Annotated in this window: 22 protein-coding genes; 19 read left to right on the top strand and 3 right to left on the bottom strand. The window is 37.1% G+C overall.

The window, feature by feature from the left end; genetic code table 11:
• The first annotated feature begins 534 nt into the window (after positions 1–534).
• Positions 535–2,430, top strand: coding sequence for an asparagine synthase (glutamine-hydrolyzing) (gene asnB / locus IGJ11_RS08065; protein WP_207431910.1), 1,896 nt, complete (start codon positions 535–537; stop codon positions 2,428–2,430).
• Between the two features lie 107 nt (positions 2,431–2,537).
• Here asnB and IGJ11_RS08060 read toward each other — a convergent pair whose 3' ends face one another.
• On the bottom strand, positions 2,538–2,984 hold the full coding sequence (locus IGJ11_RS08060) for a DUF2188 domain-containing protein (protein WP_053766725.1): 447 nt from the start codon (positions 2,982–2,984) through the stop codon (positions 2,538–2,540).
• A 206-nt stretch (positions 2,985–3,190) separates the two neighbouring features.
• On the opposite strand from IGJ11_RS08060, the gene rpmG reads away from it, so the two are divergent.
• Positions 3,191–3,355 (top strand): 50S ribosomal protein L33, encoded by a 165-nt coding sequence (gene rpmG, locus IGJ11_RS08055; protein WP_002320810.1) that lies wholly within the window; start codon positions 3,191–3,193, stop codon positions 3,353–3,355.
• Between the two features lie 168 nt (positions 3,356–3,523).
• Positions 3,524–4,027 (top strand): dihydrofolate reductase, encoded by a 504-nt coding sequence (locus IGJ11_RS08050; protein ID WP_010737807.1) that lies wholly within the window; start codon positions 3,524–3,526, stop codon positions 4,025–4,027.
• Positions 4,028–4,105: 78 nt separating this feature from the next.
• On the opposite strand, the gene IGJ11_RS08045 is transcribed toward IGJ11_RS08050, so the two are convergent.
• Positions 4,106–5,062: an ABC transporter substrate-binding protein gene (locus IGJ11_RS08045; RefSeq protein WP_207431912.1), complete on the bottom strand. Its 957-nt coding sequence runs from the start codon at positions 5,060–5,062 to the stop codon at positions 4,106–4,108.
• A 142-nt stretch (positions 5,063–5,204) separates the two neighbouring features.
• Here IGJ11_RS08045 and IGJ11_RS08040 point away from each other — a divergent pair, with 142 nt between their 5' ends.
• The 11 genes from IGJ11_RS08040 to IGJ11_RS07990 all read left to right on the top strand — a co-directional run bounded on the left by IGJ11_RS08040 (position 5,205) and on the right by IGJ11_RS07990 (position 14,718).
• A complete protein-coding gene (locus tag IGJ11_RS08040) occupies positions 5,205–6,038 on the top strand; it encodes an ABC transporter ATP-binding protein (RefSeq protein WP_193797298.1) in 834 nt (277 codons plus the stop codon).
• Positions 6,035–7,024, top strand: a complete 990-nt coding sequence (locus IGJ11_RS08035) for a FecCD family ABC transporter permease (protein WP_053766726.1) — start codon at positions 6,035–6,037, stop codon at positions 7,022–7,024. The genes IGJ11_RS08040 and IGJ11_RS08035 overlap by 4 nt, the downstream gene beginning before the upstream one ends.
• A complete protein-coding gene (locus IGJ11_RS08030; protein WP_207431914.1) occupies positions 7,021–8,016 on the top strand; it encodes a FecCD family ABC transporter permease in 996 nt (331 codons plus the stop codon). The genes IGJ11_RS08035 and IGJ11_RS08030 overlap by 4 nt, the downstream gene beginning before the upstream one ends.
• Positions 8,017–8,376: 360 nt before the next feature.
• Complete coding sequence (locus tag IGJ11_RS08025) at positions 8,377–8,922, top strand: 5-formyltetrahydrofolate cyclo-ligase (RefSeq protein WP_438772483.1); 546 nt, start codon at positions 8,377–8,379, stop codon at positions 8,920–8,922.
• Positions 8,923–8,935: 13 nt separating this feature from the next.
• Positions 8,936–9,634 carry a rhomboid family intramembrane serine protease gene (locus IGJ11_RS08020; RefSeq protein WP_063627259.1) on the top strand — a complete coding sequence of 233 codons (699 nt, stop codon included), beginning with the start codon at positions 8,936–8,938 and terminating at the stop codon, positions 9,632–9,634.
• Positions 9,635–9,654: 20 nt separating this feature from the next.
• On the top strand, positions 9,655–9,867 hold the full coding sequence (locus IGJ11_RS08015) for a YqgQ family protein (RefSeq protein WP_010718842.1): 213 nt from the start codon (positions 9,655–9,657) through the stop codon (positions 9,865–9,867).
• Complete coding sequence (locus tag IGJ11_RS08010) at positions 9,867–10,832, top strand: ROK family glucokinase (protein ID WP_207431917.1); 966 nt, start codon at positions 9,867–9,869, stop codon at positions 10,830–10,832. Before IGJ11_RS08015 ends, IGJ11_RS08010 begins: the two co-directional genes overlap by 1 nt.
• Before the next feature lie 14 nt (positions 10,833–10,846).
• Positions 10,847–11,242 (top strand): rhodanese-like domain-containing protein, encoded by a 396-nt coding sequence (locus tag IGJ11_RS08005; protein WP_010737800.1) that lies wholly within the window; start codon positions 10,847–10,849, stop codon positions 11,240–11,242.
• 435 nt (positions 11,243–11,677) lie between these two features.
• Positions 11,678–12,388 (top strand): hypothetical protein, encoded by a 711-nt coding sequence (locus IGJ11_RS08000; protein WP_207431918.1) that lies wholly within the window; start codon positions 11,678–11,680, stop codon positions 12,386–12,388.
• A gap of 150 nt (positions 12,389–12,538) precedes the next feature.
• The gene (locus tag IGJ11_RS07995; RefSeq protein WP_025480161.1) at positions 12,539–12,904 is read left to right on the top strand and encodes a DUF488 domain-containing protein; all 366 of its coding nucleotides are present in this window, start codon (positions 12,539–12,541) and stop codon (positions 12,902–12,904) included.
• Complete coding sequence (locus IGJ11_RS07990; RefSeq protein WP_207431920.1) at positions 12,901–14,718, top strand: FAD/NAD(P)-binding protein; 1,818 nt, start codon at positions 12,901–12,903, stop codon at positions 14,716–14,718. Before IGJ11_RS07995 ends, IGJ11_RS07990 begins: the two co-directional genes overlap by 4 nt.
• Before the next feature lie 126 nt (positions 14,719–14,844).
• Here IGJ11_RS07990 and IGJ11_RS07985 read toward each other — a convergent pair whose 3' ends face one another.
• Entirely contained in the window at positions 14,845–15,012 is a 168-nt protein-coding gene (locus IGJ11_RS07985; RefSeq protein WP_010718848.1) for a DUF3042 family protein, read from the bottom strand.
• Between the two features lie 233 nt (positions 15,013–15,245).
• Between IGJ11_RS07985 and galE the strand changes: the two genes are divergently transcribed.
• From galE to rimI, 5 genes are all read left to right on the top strand, one after another.
• On the top strand, positions 15,246–16,235 hold the full coding sequence (galE, locus tag IGJ11_RS07980) for a UDP-glucose 4-epimerase GalE (RefSeq protein ID WP_010737796.1): 990 nt from the start codon (positions 15,246–15,248) through the stop codon (positions 16,233–16,235).
• 7 nt (positions 16,236–16,242) lie between these two features.
• Positions 16,243–17,727, top strand: a complete 1,485-nt coding sequence (gene galT, locus IGJ11_RS07975) for a UDP-glucose--hexose-1-phosphate uridylyltransferase (RefSeq protein ID WP_207431922.1) — start codon at positions 16,243–16,245, stop codon at positions 17,725–17,727.
• Between the two features lie 38 nt (positions 17,728–17,765).
• Positions 17,766–18,746 carry a LacI family DNA-binding transcriptional regulator gene (locus tag IGJ11_RS07970; protein ID WP_207431924.1) on the top strand — a complete coding sequence of 327 codons (981 nt, stop codon included), beginning with the start codon at positions 17,766–17,768 and terminating at the stop codon, positions 18,744–18,746.
• A gap of 131 nt (positions 18,747–18,877) precedes the next feature.
• Positions 18,878–19,600 (top strand): tRNA (adenosine(37)-N6)-threonylcarbamoyltransferase complex dimerization subunit type 1 TsaB, encoded by a 723-nt coding sequence (gene tsaB / locus IGJ11_RS07965; RefSeq protein ID WP_207431926.1) that lies wholly within the window; start codon positions 18,878–18,880, stop codon positions 19,598–19,600.
• The gene (rimI, locus tag IGJ11_RS07960; RefSeq protein WP_010737793.1) at positions 19,584–20,123 is read left to right on the top strand and encodes a ribosomal protein S18-alanine N-acetyltransferase; all 540 of its coding nucleotides are present in this window, start codon (positions 19,584–19,586) and stop codon (positions 20,121–20,123) included. The genes tsaB and rimI overlap by 17 nt, the downstream gene beginning before the upstream one ends.
• The last annotated feature ends 4 nt before the right edge of the window (positions 20,124–20,127 follow it).

Below are 20,127 nucleotides of genomic sequence, written 5' to 3'. Positions count from 1 at the left end.
AAAATATAGTTTTAGAGATAAGTAAACGAACAAAGTCTTCTCAGCTATGTTCGAAGAAATAGAAATGAAAATATAAACCAGATACTAGACGAGATGAGGTCAGATCTAGTTAGGTTTATTTGAAAGTGGAAAATATATTCTTGTTTTTAAACGAGATTGTTCCAACGGAATTTCTTTCACGACAAGAAGGTTTAAGAGTAAAATCAAACAAGTCTTATTGGAAATCGCTCGTAACTTAATTAGAGCGGATTATTTAGTAAGGACTATCTTTTGATTGGTTAAATGATAGAGATGATTAAATAATAATGAATATTTTTCAAGTCTTTGCTAAACAAAATAGCTTCCTTAGTCAAAACATGTTAAATTAATTAATAGGACTACTTTTTTTATAGTAGAACTCAAAAATATTCACTGTTATTTCATGTGACGAAACTGTAAGAGAGCTATTATTTCAAGATTTAATAGCCTCTATGATAAGATGCTTATGGACGAAACAAAGTAATAGTAATTATTATCTAGGATGTGAAAAATAAAATGTGTGGAATTGTAGGATTTATTAACGACAAAGACAATAAAAAAGCAATCATAAACGACATGATGGATCGAATCGTTCATCGGGGACCGAATAGTTCGGGTGATTATATTGACCAGCATGTTGCTTTAGGATTTAGAAGATTAAGTATTATCGACTTAGAGGGTGGAAAACAACCTATCTATAATGAAGATCGGACAAAAGTCATCATTTTTAATGGGGAAATCTATAATTACCAACCTCTTAGAGAAGAGCTGATTGCAGCTGGACATATTTTTCAAACACATGCGGATACAGAAGTATTGTTGCATGGTTATGAAGAATGGGGAACTGATCTATTACAAAAGGTTCGGGGTATGTTTGCCTTTGCAATCTGGGACAATAAACGCAATGAATTATTTGGTGCTCGGGATCATTTTGGAATCAAACCATATTATTATGCGGAAATGAACGGCACATTTATGTTCGGATCAGAAATCAAAAGCTTTTTACCACATCCAGATTTTCATAAAGAATTGAATAAAGAAGCCTTGAAACCTTATATGACATTTCAATATTCACCATTAAATGGAGAAACCTTTTTTAAAGGGGTTCACCGTTTGCCAGAAGGTCATTATTTCACTTACAAAGATAATAAGTTAGCGATTCATCAATATTGGGATGCTAATTTTGAAGAAAAACAAAACTATTCACGGAAAGAATGGATCGATAAGATTGATGAAACAGTTGAAGCATCGATTAAAGCACATACGATCAGCGATGTAGAAGTTGGCTCATTCTTATCTAGTGGGGTAGATTCAAGCTATGTGACTTCTGTATTAAAACCTGATCATTCTTTTTCAATTGGGTTTGATGATAAAACATATAATGAAGCTATTGAAGCTAGAAAGTTAACAGAACTTTTGGACTTAGATAATACAGCAGCTGTCATCGATGGAGATATGTCATTTAAAGCTTTTCCTTTGATTCAATACCATTTAGATGAGCCAGATTCGAATCCTTCATGTGTCCCACTTTATTTCTTAGCAAACTTGGCTTCGCAAAGTGTTCGAGTTGTCCAATCAGGTGAAGGGGCAGATGAACTATTTGCGGGATACCAAACTTATGGGTTCCATACGAATTCAAAAGTTATTCGTGTCATTGCTCAAGGGTTGAAGAAACTACCAAAAGGAACACGTTATAACTTGGGACGAAAAATTGGCAAGATGAAAAACTTCCACGGTAGAATCCATTTATATGAATCTTTAGCTCCTGCGAAAGAATATTTTATTGGTCATGCTCGAGTGTTTGAAGAAAACGAAGCGTCAGATATTTTAACACAAGAATACCAAAAGGCTCCTTCCGTTCAGGAGATTATGGCAGTCCATTATGCTAAAACTGAAAAAATCGAAGATGAAGTGAACAAAATGCAATACGTTGACCTTCATCAATGGATGCCAAAAGATATTTTATTAAAAGCGGATAAATTATCAATGGCTAGCTCACTTGAAGTACGCGTACCGTTACTTGACATCGAAGTGATGAGATTGGCAGAACAGATCCCAAGTAAGTATCTGTTAAATCAAAATAATACCAAAGATATTTTCCGACAAGCAGCAAACAAACATTTGCCAGAAGAATGGTCTAACCGTGTAAAACTTGGTTTCCCTGTACCAATCAAAGCTTGGTTGAAAGAAGACCATGGCTATCAACAAGTCAAAGAATTATTTGAGGCTGATTTTGCCAAAGAATTCTTTGATCAAGAAAAAATTATGAAGTTGTTAAATGACCATCATGAAGGGCGTCATGAAGAACAACGAAAAATTTGGACGATTTTCAGCTTTTTAACTTGGTATAAAGTTTTCTTCATTGACGAAGAAATCCCTAAGGCTGAAGCAATCGATTATGTAACAGTCTAAACGTGATCAGTTAGCGAAGCAAAAGAACATCCCGCTTCGAGCGGATTGATTTTATTCCTTTTTAACAGTGAACAACTCCTCCTTTATTGTGGAGGAGTTGTTTTTTATTAATAGTTTATTTCTCTTTCTTTCGTTCCGTCTTTTTTGTAGATAATTAATGATGTGTTTTTGTTTTGAGCAATTTCTTTCCCTTTTTCAATCGCTTTTTCTTTCGTATCAAAATGATTACTTGCTTTTTTAGCTCCTTCTGATTGGACAATCCACTTATCTTCTTCAAATTTTACGATCACTTTGGCTGTCAATAATTTAGAAGCTCTTGGATTTGTGTCGTGAGAATCATGCTTTGTTGGATTTTTTTCTTGAGAAAACTCTTTTTTTTCAGTAGAAGTAGCATCTTCTGACCATTCTTTGGCTTGTTTGATAGCAATCGGAATAGCACGATCATCAGGATAGCCTTCTGCAAGCAAGGCGTTACCGATATCGATTGCTTTCTTTCGTGTTAACTCTTCTAAATTTTTCATTGCAGGTGGATAATCTTTCATATTCCAAGGCATAAAATCTTCCTCCTCAAAAATTATTTATATTTCAAGTGTAAGCGCAATAGTTGGAAAAGGAAAAGATTTTGTTTAGCAAGTAGTTATTTAGATAACTTTCGTCAAGTAGTTTTACTTAACAAATTTTGTAAAAAGGCTAGCAATCTAGTGGAAATCATGGTAAGATAATCAAGTCTGAGAGTCATCTTAGAGGATTCTAGTAAAAAATGGGAGGGAAAAACATGCGCGTAAACATTACTTTAGAGTGTACTTCTTGTAAAGAACGTAACTACCTAACAAGCAAAAACAAACGTAACAACCCTGATCGTTTGGAAAAACAAAAATATTGCCCACGCGAACGTAAAGTTACTTTACACCGTGAAACTAAATAATTAGTTCAGCGTAAGTCTAGAATCCTTTTTAGGAAGCTAGACTTTTTTTAATAGTGAAGGTTGAATGAAACCATAAACCTGACAAGCGACTCTTTTTCTTGTAACAGGGTCGTTTTTCTTGTATGATTGAAATCGTTTGTTCAAATTCAGTTTGAGAGGATGAAACACATGTTTATTTCAATGTGGGCACAAGACAAGAATGGTTTGATTGGAAAAGATGGCCTGCTTCCTTGGAGGTTGCCAAACGATATGCGTTTTTTTCGGGAACATACGATGGATAAAATATTAGTGATGGGAAGAAAGACATATGAAGGCATGGGCAAATTGTCTCTTCCTTATCGGCATATCATTGTGTTAACTACTCAAAAAGATTTTAAAGTAGAAAAAAATGCGGAAGTCCTTCATTCGATTGATGAACTTTTGGCATATGCCAAGGATATACCTGAAGATATCTATGTGTCAGGAGGAAGTCGAATTTTTCAAGCTTTGTTACCAGAAACAAAGATCATCTGGCGAACATTAATTGATGCAGAGTTTGAGGGGGATACATTTATTGGAGAAATCGATTTTACAAGTTTTGAATTAGTGGAAGAACATGAAGGAATCGTCAATCAAGAAAATCAATACCCTCATCGATTTCAGAAATGGCAAAAAATGAGCAAAGTGGTTTAGCACATAGTTAAATAAAAAAAGACGTTCACTCCAATTTGTAAAGAAAGGAAGGTGAACGTCTATTCTTGTTCAGGTGATTTATTTCAAATTCTTTTGGATATCATTGACCATATTTTGACTAGCTATTGGACCATTATAGAGCCAGCTAGATTCAGGACCAAATTCTAAGACATGATTTTCTTTGACCGCTTTTAAATTTTTCCAAGTTGCTTCATTAAACATCGCAGCTTTTTCATCACTGTTGACTAAGATGAGATAGTCTGCATCTAACTCTGCTAATTTTTCTGCAGAGACAGCTGACCAATCTGAAGTTGCACTTTTAGAGATTTCAGTAACTAGATTTGGCACACCAAATTTTAGATCACCGTAAATGATTCTTCCACTTGAACGTGTTTCACTAACCATAAATGCTGAGTTATTCGTCACCCATAAAACAGCAGCCGTTTTGCCGTTGATTTTATCTGCGAGTTCTTGTCTAGTGGCTTTCACCTTTTTTTGGTAATCAGTAATGATTTTTTCTGCTGCTTGTTCTTTATTTAATGCTTTTCCGATATCTGTTAGTTGGGTTTCCCAAGTGACATCATTCCCATTTTTTACGACATAGGTTGGCGCAATTTTGCTGTATTGCTCGTATTTACCTCCTTCAACTGTAGCCGAAGAAGAGATCAATAAAAGATCGGGTTCATAACTTAAGACTTTTTCATACGGAAGATCATAAGAGATCGTGGGAACATCTTTTAATTCTTTTTGTAAATAATGTTGAATCGATCCACTACCAACTGTCCATTGAGCAACAGGTTTTTCACCTAAAGCGATAAGATAGTCTTCGAGGTAACTCCCGATGATTCGTTTTGGTTGATTAGGGATCTCGACTTTATGACCCAAGGCATCAGTCACTAGGTGAGTTTTTGCAGTTGTTTCATTACCTGCTGTGTCAGTTGAATTGGATGAATTATTTGAAGAAGAGCAGGCGCTAAGTAAACTAAGCAGCAACACTGTGGCCCCAATGGTAAAGATATTCTTTTTTAGTTTCATTTTTTCCTCCTGAAGGGATTTTCATTGATAATCATTCTCAATTGATATTATTCCTGACAATAGTGGTCATGTCAACTATTTTCGGGAAAGAGCCATTTAGAGTAAAACTTGACGAATTTGTGAAGGAGCTTCATAATTGAGAATGATTTTCAGGGAAAGGATGAAAAATTTGACGACGATTGAAGCTGTTGATATTACAACGGGTTACTTAAATAAACAAGTGATTGAAAAAATGTCTATCAAGATACCAGAAGGAAAAGTGACAAGTTTGATTGGTCCTAATGGCAGTGGTAAATCAACTTTATTAAAAAGTTTTACTCGACTGTTACCTGTCAAAGAAGGAAAGATTATCGTAGATGGATCTGAAATTTCTACATATAGTCCTAAGATGTTAGCGCAAAAAATTGCACTGTTAGCCCAAAGTAGTGAACACCCTTTAGGCATGACTGTCGAAGAGGTGGTCTCTTATGGTCGTTATCCTTATCAAAAATTTTTTAGTGGATTAAATGAAGAAGATCTACATGCTATCCAATGGGCGTTGGAAGCGACACAACTAACTAAGTTGAAAGAAAGAGAGCTTTCGAGTCTATCAGGTGGACAAGCTCAACGAGTTTGGATTGCGATGGCTTTAGCCCAAGAAGCGGATATTTTGATTTTAGATGAGCCAACCACTTTTTTAGATCCTGCGCATCAATTAGAAATCTTACATTTACTGAAAGAGATCAATCGTATCAAACAGACAACCGTTTTAATGTCGATCCATGACATCAATCACGCTTCTCGCTTTTCTGATTATTTAATTGGGATGAAAGCAGGACAAATAGTGGTTCAAGGCCCACCTGATGAAGTAATCACAACGTCATGGATGAGGGAAATCTATGAAATTGAAGCGCAGATCATCGAATTGCCTGAAACGAATAAACCCGTTGTTTTGTCTTACGATTTAATCAATGATCGTAAGGAGGATGAACAATGAAGACAAAGAGAAAACGAATGATTCTTTCCCTATTGTTGCTAGGAGTAGTTAGTATATTTTTCTTTGCGTTAGCCAATGGAGCGGCGGTTGTCGACTTTTCTAATTTGTGGCAAGCGATTTTTAAATTTGACGACTCAGTTCAATCGCAGTTGATTATCCGAACGATTCGGTTGCCTCGAGTGCTGGGGGCTTTCTTAGTCGGAAGCTGTTTTGCTCTTAGTGGCGCATTGATGCAAGGTGTGACACGGAATCCTTTAGCTGATTCAGGGTTATTAGGAATTAATGCAGGAGCATCGCTTGCAATGGCTCTTTGTTTTGCATTTTGGCCACATGCTTCTGCTTTTTCTGTTTTTTTACTGTCATTACTTGGTTCGTTGGTAGTTACGTTATTTGTCTTTGGTTTCTTACGTTTTTCAAAAATGGGGATGAATCCACTTCAATTGATTTTAGCAGGTGTTGCGATCAGTACTTTTTTTACAGCTATTAGTCAAGCGCTGACACAATTATTCAATTTGCAACAAGACTTGGCGTTTTGGTTCGTGGGAGGCGCTGCGAACGTCACATGGCATCAATTGGAAATTTTGGCTCCAATTTATCTGTTGACAGTTAGTGGCTCCTTTTTGTTAGGTCGCTCCATCTCGTTGGTCAACTTAAGTGAGTCACATGCCTTGGCATTAGGAGGCAACCCTGGGCGGATCAGATTTTTTGCATTTGTATTAGTGGCGGGGTTAGCTGCAATGGCGGTGTCGTTAGTTGGACCAGTTTCATTTATTGGATTGATGGTTCCACCAATCGTCCGAGGAATCATTGGTTCCGATTATCGGTATGTTTTACCAGCCTCTTTTTTAGTAGGTGGAGGATTAGTGATGTTGGCGGATTATGTTGCACGAATGATCAATCCGCCATTTGAAACGCCATTCGGCTTAATTATTTCCTTGATCGGTGTACCGTTTTTACTACTCCAAGTAAGGAGGGAACAAGGATGAAAAGAAGTTACCAATCACTAGTTGTTTTATTTGTTTTATTAGTTGTTAGTATAGTTGCAAGTTTAATGATTGGCACACCATTTATTCCATTTGATAAATTAGCTGAGGTGTTTCAAGGGAAGGGTTCGGCAATTCAAGAGTTGATTGTTTATGAATTTCGTGCCCCTCGTCTATTAATCAGTCTTCTTGCTGGTATGTGTTTAGGTATTTCAGGCTTTATCTTGCAGGGAGTTACCAGAAATAGACTAGCTGATGCTGGCATATTGGGCATTAACGCTGGAGCAGGTTTTTTCGTTATGATTTATTTGGGCTTTTATGCCAACCAAACTTTTCCGTTTTTACTATTGATCGTGGCTTTTCTAGGCGGCTTGCTTGCAGCTTTACTTGTGTACTTGTTTGCTTATACGAGAAATAGTTTTTTAGGGATGAACCGGCTTTTACTATCAGGAATTGCAGTCAATGCTGGATTGTCGGCATTGATGCTTTTATTTACGATTAAATTGTCGAAAGAAAACTATGGTTTTGTTAATGCCTGGTTAGCAGGTTCACTTTGGGGAGCTAGTTGGCCATATGTTTTCTCATTGTTACCTTGGGCAGTCATTTTGCTTCCTTTCGTGCTGATTTACAGTCGACGAATTGGTTTATTATCTTTTGGTCAAGAAAGAGCGCAAAGTCTAGGATTAGACGTGCAGAAAAGTCAAAAAATCCTATTGATACTCGCTGTTGCTTTAGCCTGCGGAAGCGTTGCGGTAGCTGGCAGCTTATCTTTTGTCGGTTTGTTAGCTCCTCATTTGGCTAAATTTGTCGTCAGAAGAGAAAATCAACTGTCCTTGATCTTGAGTGGATTATTTGGGGCATTTTTTGTAACGATTGCAGATGTTCTTACACGAGTGATTTTACCAAGTGGTGAGATTCCTACTGGGATTTTAATTGCGGTCCTAGGAGCTCCATATTTCTTATATTTATTATTTTCCAAACAAACGATTGCTTAGAAAATAAATACGGGGAAGAAACGATTGTGTTGAGTAAGCAGTGTTTCCCAAAGTAGTTTCTCGTTATTTTGAGACTACGATTATTCTGACTATTCAAATGAAAAGAGTGAATCAGAGGTCGTGAAGGCATCGGAAAGCTCCAATGACAATAAGAAAGAATTTTTTTAACAGCTTCTCATGTTTTGAAAAATTCAGGCTTATTTCAAGGAGCTGATGCGTGAACACCGTTTACTCGTTTTTAGAATAAAGAGTGAGAGTGATGTCTTAAATTCTGTTTATAAAACTCTTTTTATTTAAAAAGTTAAATTGCTATTTTTACTATTTTCCGCTACCATTTTAACGAGAGGTGGGTTGATACGTTTGAGTCATATTAAAGAAAAACTTAGAAAACTTGGCATTGAAAATTTACAAAAGATTGCTAGAAGTGAACAGAAGCAGCAAAAAGAGCAAAAAATTTACCAACAACTCTTTCAAAGTAATGAATGGCAGCAAGCAAAAGTGGTTGGTTTGACGATGGCAAATGAGATAGAAGTGGCTACGACCCCAATTATTGAAAAGGCATGGGAAGAGAGTAAAACCATACTTGTTCCTAAGACATTGCCTGAACGTCAAATGTGTTTTTTTAAAATTGATCCGGATACCCGATTTGAACGCACCGCTTTTGGCGTACTGGAGCCATTATCTGATCATTCTTTTTCACCGGACGCTATCGATTTGCTGATCGTTCCAGGGGTTGTTTATCATGAAAATGGTTATCGGATTGGTTTTGGTGGAGGCTACTATGATCGCTATCTAGCCAATTATCCGAACCAGACATGTAGTCTGGTTTTTCAAGAACAAATAAACAATCAATGGGTACCAGAAAGTTTTGATAAAAAAGTGCAACACTTGTTTATCGATAAATAATAAGGAGGGTTACATGAATTATCAACAGAAATTAAAATTAAACGCTTGGCTAAGAAGACCAATTTTGACTTATTTGTTTTTAGCGATACAAACCATCGTGTTTGCAATGATGGAGTTCTTTCCATTTTTAAATATTCCAGCATATTTAGGCATGTTTGGGCCGTCTATTGTAGTTGGAAATGAATGGTGGCGGTTTATTACACCGATTTTCATTCACTTTGGACTGGTGCATTTTGTCATGAATTCTTTGATTTTATATTTTATGGGAGACCAAATTGAAACACTCTACGGTCATTGGCGTTTTTTCTTGATCTATTTGTTTAGTGGTATCCTTGGGAATGCAGCGAGTTTTGCATTCAACGATCTTGGCGTTCTATCTGGTGGAGCAAGTACTTCTTTGTTTGGTTTGTTTGGTGCGTTATTCATTCTTGGATTTCATTTCAAAAATAACTCTCAGGTTCGCCAATTGATTCGTCATTACATGTTGTTTATTGTTATCAGTTTTGTATTTGGTTTGACGGATACCTCAGTCGATATCTGGGGGCATCTCGGTGGGATTGTTGGTGGCTTGCTTATAGGAAATATCATCGGCCTACCACAGAAAGTGACCAATTACTCGATTCATCAAAAAATCCTATCTACGCTTGTTTTTGGATTTCTTTTGATAATATGTGTTTTATTGGGTTTAAAAAACTACGGATTACTTGTATAATGTGAAGGAAGTGCTTTGAGATGGAGAGCTTATATGACGTGCAACAACTGCTCAAACGATTTGGCATCTTTGTCTATGTTGGGTCACGTATCTATGATATTGAATTAATGACGATTGAATTGAAGAATCTTCATGACAGTCGTTTGATCGATCATGATACATACATGACAGCGTGGCGCATACTAAAACGAGAGCACCGAGTGGAAGAAAGCCGAAAGAAAGGAAACTTGTAATGGACAAAAAAATTATTGGGATTGATTTAGGTGGAACAACAGCAAAATTTGCAATTCTAACACCAGAAGGAGAGATTCAACAAAAATGGAGCATCGATACCAATATATTGGATGACGGTAAACATATTATTCCGGAAATTATCGAGTCAGTAAATCATCGTATCAAATTATATAACATGAATGCTGAAAATTTCATCGGAATCGGTATGGGAACACCAGGAAGTGTCGATAGTGAAGCAGGTACAGTGATCGGAGCCTACAATTTAAATTGGACTGAACTTCAATACGTAAAAAAACAAATTGAAGAAGGAACTGGAATCAAATTTGCTATTGATAACGATGCGAACGTTGCTGCTTTAGGTGAGCGCTGGAAAGGTGCAGGGGAAAATGATCCTGACGTTATTTTTGTTACCTTAGGAACGGGTGTCGGTGGCGGAATCGTTGCTGCTGGGAACTTGATCCACGGCGTTGCTGGTGCAGGTGGCGAGATTGGACACATTACAGTGGACCCAGAAGGTTTTGAATGTACATGCGGTAAAAGAGGGTGCTTAGAAACAGTTTCAAGTGCAACAGGTGTAGTTCGCTTAGCACGTTTCTTAGCAGAAGAGTATGCCGGAGATTCAAAATTAAAAGCAATGCTTGACAATGGAGAAGAAGTAACAAGTAAAGATATTTTTGAAATGGCACAAGTAGACGATCCATTTGGTCTGATGGTCGTTGATCGTGTTTGTTTCTACTTAGGATTAGCTTGCGGTAATCTAGGGAATACTATGAACCCATCAAGTATTGTTTTAGGCGGCGGAGTATCTGCTGCCGGGGAATTTTTACGTAGTCGTGTTGAAAAATATTTCAACCAATTTACGTTCCCTCAAGTACAACAATCAACAAAAATCAAATTAGCAGAATTAGGAAATGAAGCTGGCGTGATCGGTGCTGCTTCATTAGCCTTGAAATTTGCGGAATAACGTGGAGGAATGACATGGTTTTATGGGTAATTAACATCATTTTGCTATTGATTATTCTTGCTATTGTGTTTTGGGAAGTTTATCTACGAGTAATGGCAAAACGTTCTGCAAAAACACTGGAAGAAGAAGAATTTCGTGATGGGATGCGTAAGGCACAAGTCATTGATGTTCGTGAAAAAGACGTGTTTGATGCAGGACATATTTTAGGGGCAAGAAATATCCCTTATACTGTTTTAAAAGATTCATTAGGATCTATCCGAAAAGATCAACCGGTGTATATCTACGACCAAAAGAAAAGCTTAAGTATTCGTACAGCGAATAAGTTAAGAAAAGCTGGCTACCAAGATATCTATATCTTAAAAGGTGGATATGATGGCTGGTCTGGCAAGATTAAAAGTAAAAAAGTATAGAACGTCATGACGTCAAATTATCGGTCAATCCTGATGAGTCGTGTAAAGTCAAATCTGGGTCAGAATGAACCTCATTCTGTCTCAGATTTTTTGTTATTTCATTTGGAAGGAAAATGGGGATGAAGGATCAACTTTGATTCTGTAGTAACCACCAGAAGTTAGATTTTGGTCTTACTTTTTGGGATTGATACATTCATCAGTTCCACAAATGATAGAGCCAATTTATCAGAAGTTTTTGTATATAAAGTAATAGATACTTTTTAGAAAATTGCATGACTGATTATTCGATTAGGCAACGGGAATAAAAAGAATTCATTAGATCGCACAAGATAAAATACTAAATTTTATTCTTTCCAGAAATAAAAGTTCTATCTCCATTGCGTACGTCATGTATGATGATTCAATGATAAATCAAACAATGGGGGAGAAAAGAAAATGCCAGAAATATCTAATGAAACTTTCACTGAGCAACAACCTGCAGGAGTAGTAAAAAAAGAAGAAATAACAGAAAAAAGAAAAAAGGAACTTGATAAACTTGTTGGAACGATTGAGGTTTCACTAGCTGGTAAATTAAAAGGAAAGACATATGAGGAGATCGTTGAATCGGTTGTGTCTAAGATTATAAATAAGAAGGTAGAGCAATCTGAACTTGGGAGAGTATTATACTCACTAGATCTTTCTGCCCAATTATATCAGCAGGTCGTAAAGGATTATAACATAAAACGCTTAATCAGCCATGATGGTCCAAGCCAAAGTAAAGTCTCTATAACCAATTCTGTGGTTATAGAAAATATAGAAAGCGCAATAGATTCTCCACAAATAATAATAGAAGATCAATCGGTCGAACAAAAAGATAGTTCAAAACCAGAAAACATTCAAGAACAAAAAACAAGTAAGTTGACCACAGAAAAGCTAACGTTTAGGAAAAGGATTAAGAAGTGGGGTCAATCGTTAAACATTTTCAGAAAGAGTAACACAGATAAACAAGAGAATATAACAAATCGTCAAGGAATTGAAATGGATAAGGGGAGGGTACCTTTAAAAAAAATATTGAGACGAAAACCGAGCAAAACTAATGATGATTGTCATAAGAATAACCAACGCCTATACCCTGTCCCTCTCGAAAAGGGAGATAGGAATCACTAGCAAGTATCCATAGAGCGTGCAAAATTGAAATTTAGCATTTAGGGAGTACTAACAGAAATCAAGCCACGGTTTTTTGCTATGACATAATCAAAGGAGAATCTAATCATTTATGCTATGATCAATGTATAAGCAATGAAAGAAGTGGAGAAAATGATCAAACTGAAAAGAGTGTACAGTGCGCGCGAAAAGGGTGATGGCTTTAGAATTTTAGTTGATCGAATATGGCCAAGAGGGATATCAAAGGAAAAAGCACAGATTGATCTATGGTTAAAGGAGATTGCACCAAGTACTGAGTTGAGAAAATTCTTTGGACATCTTCCTGAACGTTTTCCTGTTTTTGAAGAAAAATACCTAGAAGAGTTAATGACAGATCAAGAAAAGCAATTGGCAGTCAAGCAGCTAGCTGAACTCTGTCAAAACTATCCAATCGTGACCTTAGTTTATGGTGCAAAGAATGAACAGCAAAATCAAGCCGTGGTGCTAAAAGGGTTGATGGAAAGGAAGCTGAATCGATGATTATTGGCATTGTTGGGGCAGGCCCCAGAGGACTAAGCATGGTAGAACGATTGATCCGAAACAATCGGGAAAACCAACATATCCAGATCTGTTTATTCGATCCTGATGGGCCTGGTGGTCGAGTCTGGCGGCTCGATCAACCAACAGAGTTATTGATGAACTCAGTCTCTCAGCAAGTTACGCTTTTTACAGATGAAACATTAACAAGTGGCGGAGAGATTTCACCGGGGCCTAATTTATATCAATGGAGCCATACAGAGGCGAAAAAGTATATCGAAAAGCAACAGTTTGTGAATAAAGAATTTTTTTTGGCAGAAGCCGGGCGCTTACGGGCTAATGAACCAGCTACCAGATGTTTTTATGGCTTGTACCAGCAGTGGTTTTATGAACAATTAAAAAAATTAGCACCGCATTCATTCACTATCGTTCGATCCTTAGTGAAAGAGATTGACAAGATAAAGACAGGTTTTTACTTGAAAACAAACGAACAGCATTTAGTAGTAGATCAGTTAGTGATTACTACGGGACATTGGGAAAATAAAGTATCCAAAGACGAGAAAAGGTTTTATGACTATGCTGAAAAAGAGCAATTGTTCTACCAACCGCCAGCAAATCCAGCTGATGTTTCCGTAGAAACTATTCCGCCAAAAGCCACAGTGATTCTTAGAGGATTAGGTCTAAGTTTTTTTGATTATGTAGGTTTACTTACCGAGAATAGAGGAGGTAAGTTTGAAAAACAAGGAGAGAAATTGGTATATTTGCCGTCTGGACGTGAGCCGATCGTATACTGCGGGTCTAGAAAAGGGTTGCCCTATTTTCCTCGAGGAAAAAATGAAAAACGGGGAGGAGCAATGGCTGTTCCTAAATTGATCACCAAAGAAAATTTAGCAAAGCTTTATCAAAATCAACAATTAACTGGGAAACTGTTTTTCGACTTGCTAAAAAAAGATGTCGAACTTTTTTATTATAAGAAATTAATTGAGGAAAAACATCTAGCTATTTCACCAGTATTATTTGAACAAATCTTTTTAACACGTGATCAAAGTGATTGGCAAAAACAATTTCCTGAATTACAGCCTTATCAATGGGAGTGGGATTTTTTTGAAACGTCTATCTATCATGAGAAGCATGACTTTCAAAAAGAAAGTCGAAAGTTTATTGATTATCAAATCAATGAATCAATGAAAGGAAATTGTACTGGGGCGCTTGCTTCAGCTTTTGATGCGTTAAAAGATTGGCGTGATCCTGTCCATCTGGTCATTGAATGGGGCATCTTCACTGCCAAAGAATACAGAGAAGTATTATGGGGTTGGTTTACTAAGCTCAATGCTTTTCTCACGATCGGTCCGCCAGTTGTTCGGACAAGAGAATTAGCCGCTCTGATTGATGCGGGTATTTTCACAATCGTTTCCCCACCGCTGGAAATCAAAACAGAGGCCGGTTTCTTTATCGTAGAAAACGAGGGACAACGGATTGAAAGTCGCTACTTGATTGAAGCCCGACTCCCGCAGACTGATTTGACACAAACAAAGAACCCAGCATTAAATAGCTTGAAAAAACATCAGCTGATTCGTCCTTTTACTTATCAGGACCCGACTGGCGTGTATGAAACTGGTGCAATTGATATCAAACTAAGCACCAATCAAGTCTGGAACAAACAGGGAGAGCTAGAAGAAAATTTATATTGTTTAGGGATTCCGGTCGAAGGTGTGGATTGGTTGACAGCTACAGTCTCACGACCATATACTGATGCTTGGAATTTGAGGCAAATCGATAAAGTGGCACAGCTGATTCTTGGAAGGACAACCAATTGAAGCAAAAAACACAACCGACTCTAAAGGCTAGATCATTCATCTAACTTTTAAGATCGGTTGTGTTTTACTAATTAATAATGATTCTTTGGGTTATAAAAGGGATGATTTTCTTGAATCGTTTAAAGATTAGCGAGCTACACGTTTACGCATCGCTTTTTTACGATTTTCTTCGATCATTGTTTCTTTTTCATCAATGGGATCGATTACTGTTTTTTTAACTGAAGCTACCAATCCAGCAACAGCTGCCGCTGTTGCAAGACTACCGACTAAAATTCCAGATACAAATTTTTTCATTAAATCCACCTCGTTTATTAGTTGTTGCTTCTATTATGTAACAAATTGAAAAAAAAGGCTAGTCTGACGTCTATTTATTGGAAACCTTTACAAATTTTCCTTGAAAATATTTACTAAATGTTTTATTATAAATTTACTAAATAAATAGCAAAGGCAACAGAAACAAAAGAGTCATAGTTTCAAACGATTCAAAACGTACTTTTTGCTGCTTTTGTAAAAAAAGGAGTGTTTTCATGGCAATCTTGGTATTGGGTGGCGCAGGTTATATCGGTTCACATGCTGTTGATCGGTTGATCAATCAAAACTATCAAGTGGTAGTAGTGGATAATTTATTAACGGGGCATCAAGCAGCAATTCATCCTAAAGCACAATTTTACAAAGGTGACATTCGGGATAAATCTTTTTTACAGTCTGTTTTTGAAAAAGAAACGATCGAAGGAGTCCTTCATTTTGCAGCTAGTTCATTAGTAGGAGAGTCTGTTGAGAAACCATTGAAGTATTTTAATAACAATGTCTATGGTATGCAAATATTGTTAGAAGTGATGCATGAATATCATGTGAAGAATATTGTCTTTTCATCTACAGCAGCCACTTATGGTGAACCTACAGAATCACCAATTACCGAAGCAACTCCTACGAATCCAAAAAATCCGTACGGTGAAAGCAAATTGATGATGGAAAAAATGATGAAATGGTGTGACCAAGCCTATGGCATGCGATATGTAGCATTGCGTTATTTCAATGTAGCAGGTGCAAAAGCAGATGCATCGATTGGGGAAGATCACACACCAGAAACGCATTTAGTTCCTATTATTCTCCAAGTAGCTCTAGGTCAACGTGATTCTTTGGCGATTTACGGTGATGATTACGATACACCCGATGGAACATGCATCCGAGATTATGTTCAAGTGGAAGATTTGGCTGATGCCCATATCTTAGCTTTAGAATATTTAAGAGCGGGGAATGAAAGTAACTTCTTTAATCTAGGGAGCAATCAAGGCTACTCCGTCAAAGAAATGCTTGAAGCGGCTAGAGAAGTAACAAATCGAGAAATTCCAGCTAAGGTGGCACCACGTAGAGCCGGAGATCCAAGCCGGTTGGTCGCTTCCAGTGCTAAAGCTGAAGAAATCTTAGGTTGGCGACCAGCTTACACAGATGTAAAAGAAATCATTAAAACAGCCTGGGATTGGCATGTGAGTCATCCCCATGGTTATGAGGAGTAGAGAGAAGATGACAATCAGTCAAACGATTTGTGATTTTACGACACTAGCAATTGAAGCTGGTGGCTGGATGGAAATGGATCGAATTTATTTACAAAATCGAATTTTGGGAATGATCGGCGAAGAGGCTTTGGAAAACACTGAAGTGCGCCCTGTTTCAGAAGAATCGGTGGTGTTACTTGATCGGTTAGTCGAACAAGCCAAAAAAAATGAAGTGGTTACTGATTTACCAGCTGAAATCGAAATCTTTGAAGCACAATTAATGGATTTTTTAACACCACCACCATCAGTAGTCAATGCGTTTTTTGCACAACATTACGCAACAAATCCAGAAGAAGCAACAGACTACTTTTATCAATTGAGTAAAAAAAATGATTATATCAAAACCAGAGCGATTGCGAAAAATATCAGGTATACGTATCCTTCAGAATATGGCGAATTAGAGATTACGATCAACTTATCCAAACCTGAAAAAGATCCTAAGCAAATTGCTGCCGAAAAACATGCCAAAAAAGTTGATTATCCTGAGTGTATGCTTTGTATCAACAATGAAGGCTATAAAGGACGTTTAAATTATCCAGCTCGCACCAATCATCGAATCATCAGAATGAATCTTGATGGGGAAAGTTGGGGATTTCAGTATTCTCCATATGCTTATTACAATGAACATTCGATCATCTTGTCAGAAGAGCATCGTCCTATGAAGATTACGAAAGAAACATTTTCACGTTTATTAAAAATCACAGAGGTTTTACCACACTACTTTGTTGGTTCAAATGCAGATCTGCCAATTGTTGGAGGATCGATTCTGTCACATGATCATTACCAAGCAGGGCGCCATGAATTTCCAATGGCTAAAGCTCCAATCGAACGATTAATCAAATTATCGGATTATCCTCAAGTAATCGCAGGTGTTGTCAAATGGCCAATGTCTGTCATTCGTCTGCAAGCGACGGGGAAAGAAATCCTAGTGGAAGCTGCTAATAGTATTTTAGAAAAATGGCATCAATATTCAGATCCCGCGGTAGCAGTGACGGCATTTTCTAAAGATGGTACGCCCCATCATACGATTACACCAATTGCTAGAAAACGCGAAAATTATTTTGAACTCGATTTAGTGTTACGAGATAACAATGTCTCTGACGAACATCCAGAAGGGATTTTCCATCCTCACCGAGATATTCAGCATATTAAAAAAGAAAATATCGGTTTGATCGAAGTCATGGGATTAGCTGTTTTACCACCTCGTTTAAAATCAGAAATGGCAGAAGTAGAAAAGTATTTGCTTGGACAAGAAAATAAGATAGCTGAGTATCACTTGGAATGGGCGAAGGGCTTGAAAGCCGACCATCCAAATGTGACAACTGAAACAGTAACAGAGATCGTTCAGCAAGCTATTGGTAAAGTTTTTGCTCGTGTGTTGGAAGATTCAGGGGTATTCAAACGCGATATAAAAGGTCAAGAAGCTTTCCAACGCTTTACTGCAACGCTTTAAGAAGAATGCCCGAGTGGAATAGATAGGAGGAGAAACAAGTGGCAACGATTAAAGATATTGCAAAGTTGGCAGGGGTTTCTCCTGCTACTGTGTCAAGAGTCTTAAATGATGATCAGGAGTTATCAGTTAGCCTAGTAACGAAAAGAAAAATTTTTGAGGCTGCTGAAGAGTTGAATTACACGAAGCACCATAGAAACACATCGTTGAATCAAAAGTCGTTGCGTTTGATCCAATGGTACAATGATCAAGAAGAATTAGAGGATCTCTATTATCTTGCTATCCGTTTGGGAATAGAGAAAAAGGCAGAGGAATCAAATGTGACTTTGCTAAAAGAAACGTGGGACGCTATCAGTGATAGACCGACAAATGGAACGATTGCTCTAGGAAAATTCGATGAGCAGCAGTTGATTGAATTGAAGCAGACACAAAGCAATCTGTTATTAGTTGATTTTGATGGAACACCCTATAACATTAATTCATTAATCGTTGATTTTCAAACAAGTATCCAAAAAGTGATCGATTATTTTTTTAACCAGGATAAAAAAGCGATTGCAATGCTTGCTGGTAGGGAATACACCAAAAAAGGACATCAACGGATTGATGACCCAAGGATTGCCGCCTACCAACAAATCATGGCTGGTAAAGGATTGACTACAACGATCATTGAAGCAGATTTTTCAGTTGAATCTGGCTATCGGAAAGTCAAAGAATACTTAGATAGTGGACAGTATTCGTTTGAGGCGCTGTTTGCAGCAAATGACACACTAGCGATCGGTGCATTGAAGGCAATTAACGAAAAAGGTCTGAAAGTACCTGAGGATATCTCATTGATCGGATTCAATGACATTAGTGTAGCAAAATATGTTTCCCCTGCTCTTTCGACAGTCAAAGTTCACACGGAATGGATGGGGGAACTGGCGGTAGAGACCGTGTTACAAATGATGAATGAAAAAGCACCTGTTTCGAGAAAAATCATTGTAGAAACGGATCTTATCTTGCGTGAGTCTACAAAAAACTAAAGAACAAATCAAGAGAAAGTTGCGAATGATTGCAACTTTTTTTCTTTTTTTCTGAAATGAATTGTCTTTTTCTTAGCAAGAAGTATGCTACAATATAAAACGATAGAAGTTAGTAGAAAGGATGCATCAAAATGATTACATTAGGGATAGACACCGCTAATCAAACTTTAGCGATCGGCGTGATTGAAGATGATACTGTCTTAGGGCAAATCCAAATCAATAAACAGAAAAATCATAGCGTTAGTTTGATGCCGGCTATCGATCAGTTATTCTCAGCACTCGGATTAGCACCAACCGCTATCGATCGAATTGCTGTTTCCGATGGACCAGGTTCATACACCGGTCTAAGAATCGGTGTAACTACTGCAAAAACACTTGCATATACATTGGGTAAAGAGCTTGTGGGGATTTCAAGTTTACAAGCAATTGCTGCTAATTGCCGGAACGTAAATGGGTTGATCGTGCCTTTATTTGATGCAAGAAGAAAAAATGTTTATGCTGGTGTGTACCGAAGACAAAATGGAAAATTAGAAACAGTTCTTGAAGATGTACATATTTCAATTGAAGAACTGCTTAAGCAACTGTCTCAGTTCGATGAACCTATCTTATTTGTCGGAACAGATACGCAAAAATTTACGAATGAAATAAAGGAAGTATTACATGAAGTAGAAATAAATAAGGTGCTTGAATGGGATCTTCCTAATGGCTGTACGATTGCAACATTAGGGGCCAATCGTGAACCAGTAAGAGATTTAACCAATTTTGTACCACGTTATTTGAAAAAAGTAGAAGCAGAGGAAAAGTGGTTGGAAACCCACACTCCTGGAGACGAAAGATATGTTGAAAAAATTTAAAGCATATGCTAGAAGTTTATTCTATGAAAAAAAAGAATTTGCTACTAAGATAATTGAAAATCAAGGGAAAAGCTATCGAATAAAAGAGCTGATACCTCGAGATATCAAAGATTTATTATCGATTGAACGCCAGGTATACAATGGCGAATTACCATGGACAAAAAGTGCCTTCCTTTCTGAATTAAATTCACCTTTTCAAAATTTATATTTAGGAATACTAGACGGTGAACAGTTAATTGGATTTATAGGTGCGAGAATTTTTGGCTTGGATTGCCATATTACAAATATTGCGGTTATTCCTGTGTACCAACGAAGAAATATCGGTACATTGTTAATTGACGAAATTGAAAAATTTGCTATAATGAATCGCTGTGACACACTCTCTTTAGAGGTGAGAATGAGTAATCAAGATGCCCAAAGACTCTATCGGAAATTAGGATTTCAATCGAACAAAGTAAAAAAAGGGTATTATACCCAAACAAATGAAGATGGATTAGAAATGATCAAATATTTAGAAAAATGAGAGG

The sequence above is a fragment of the Enterococcus sp. DIV0691 genome, assembly GCF_051711145.1.
GTDB lineage: Bacteria > Bacillota > Bacilli > Lactobacillales > Enterococcaceae > Enterococcus_B > Enterococcus_B hirae.
This window is presented reverse-complemented; position numbering and strand designations above follow the sequence as displayed.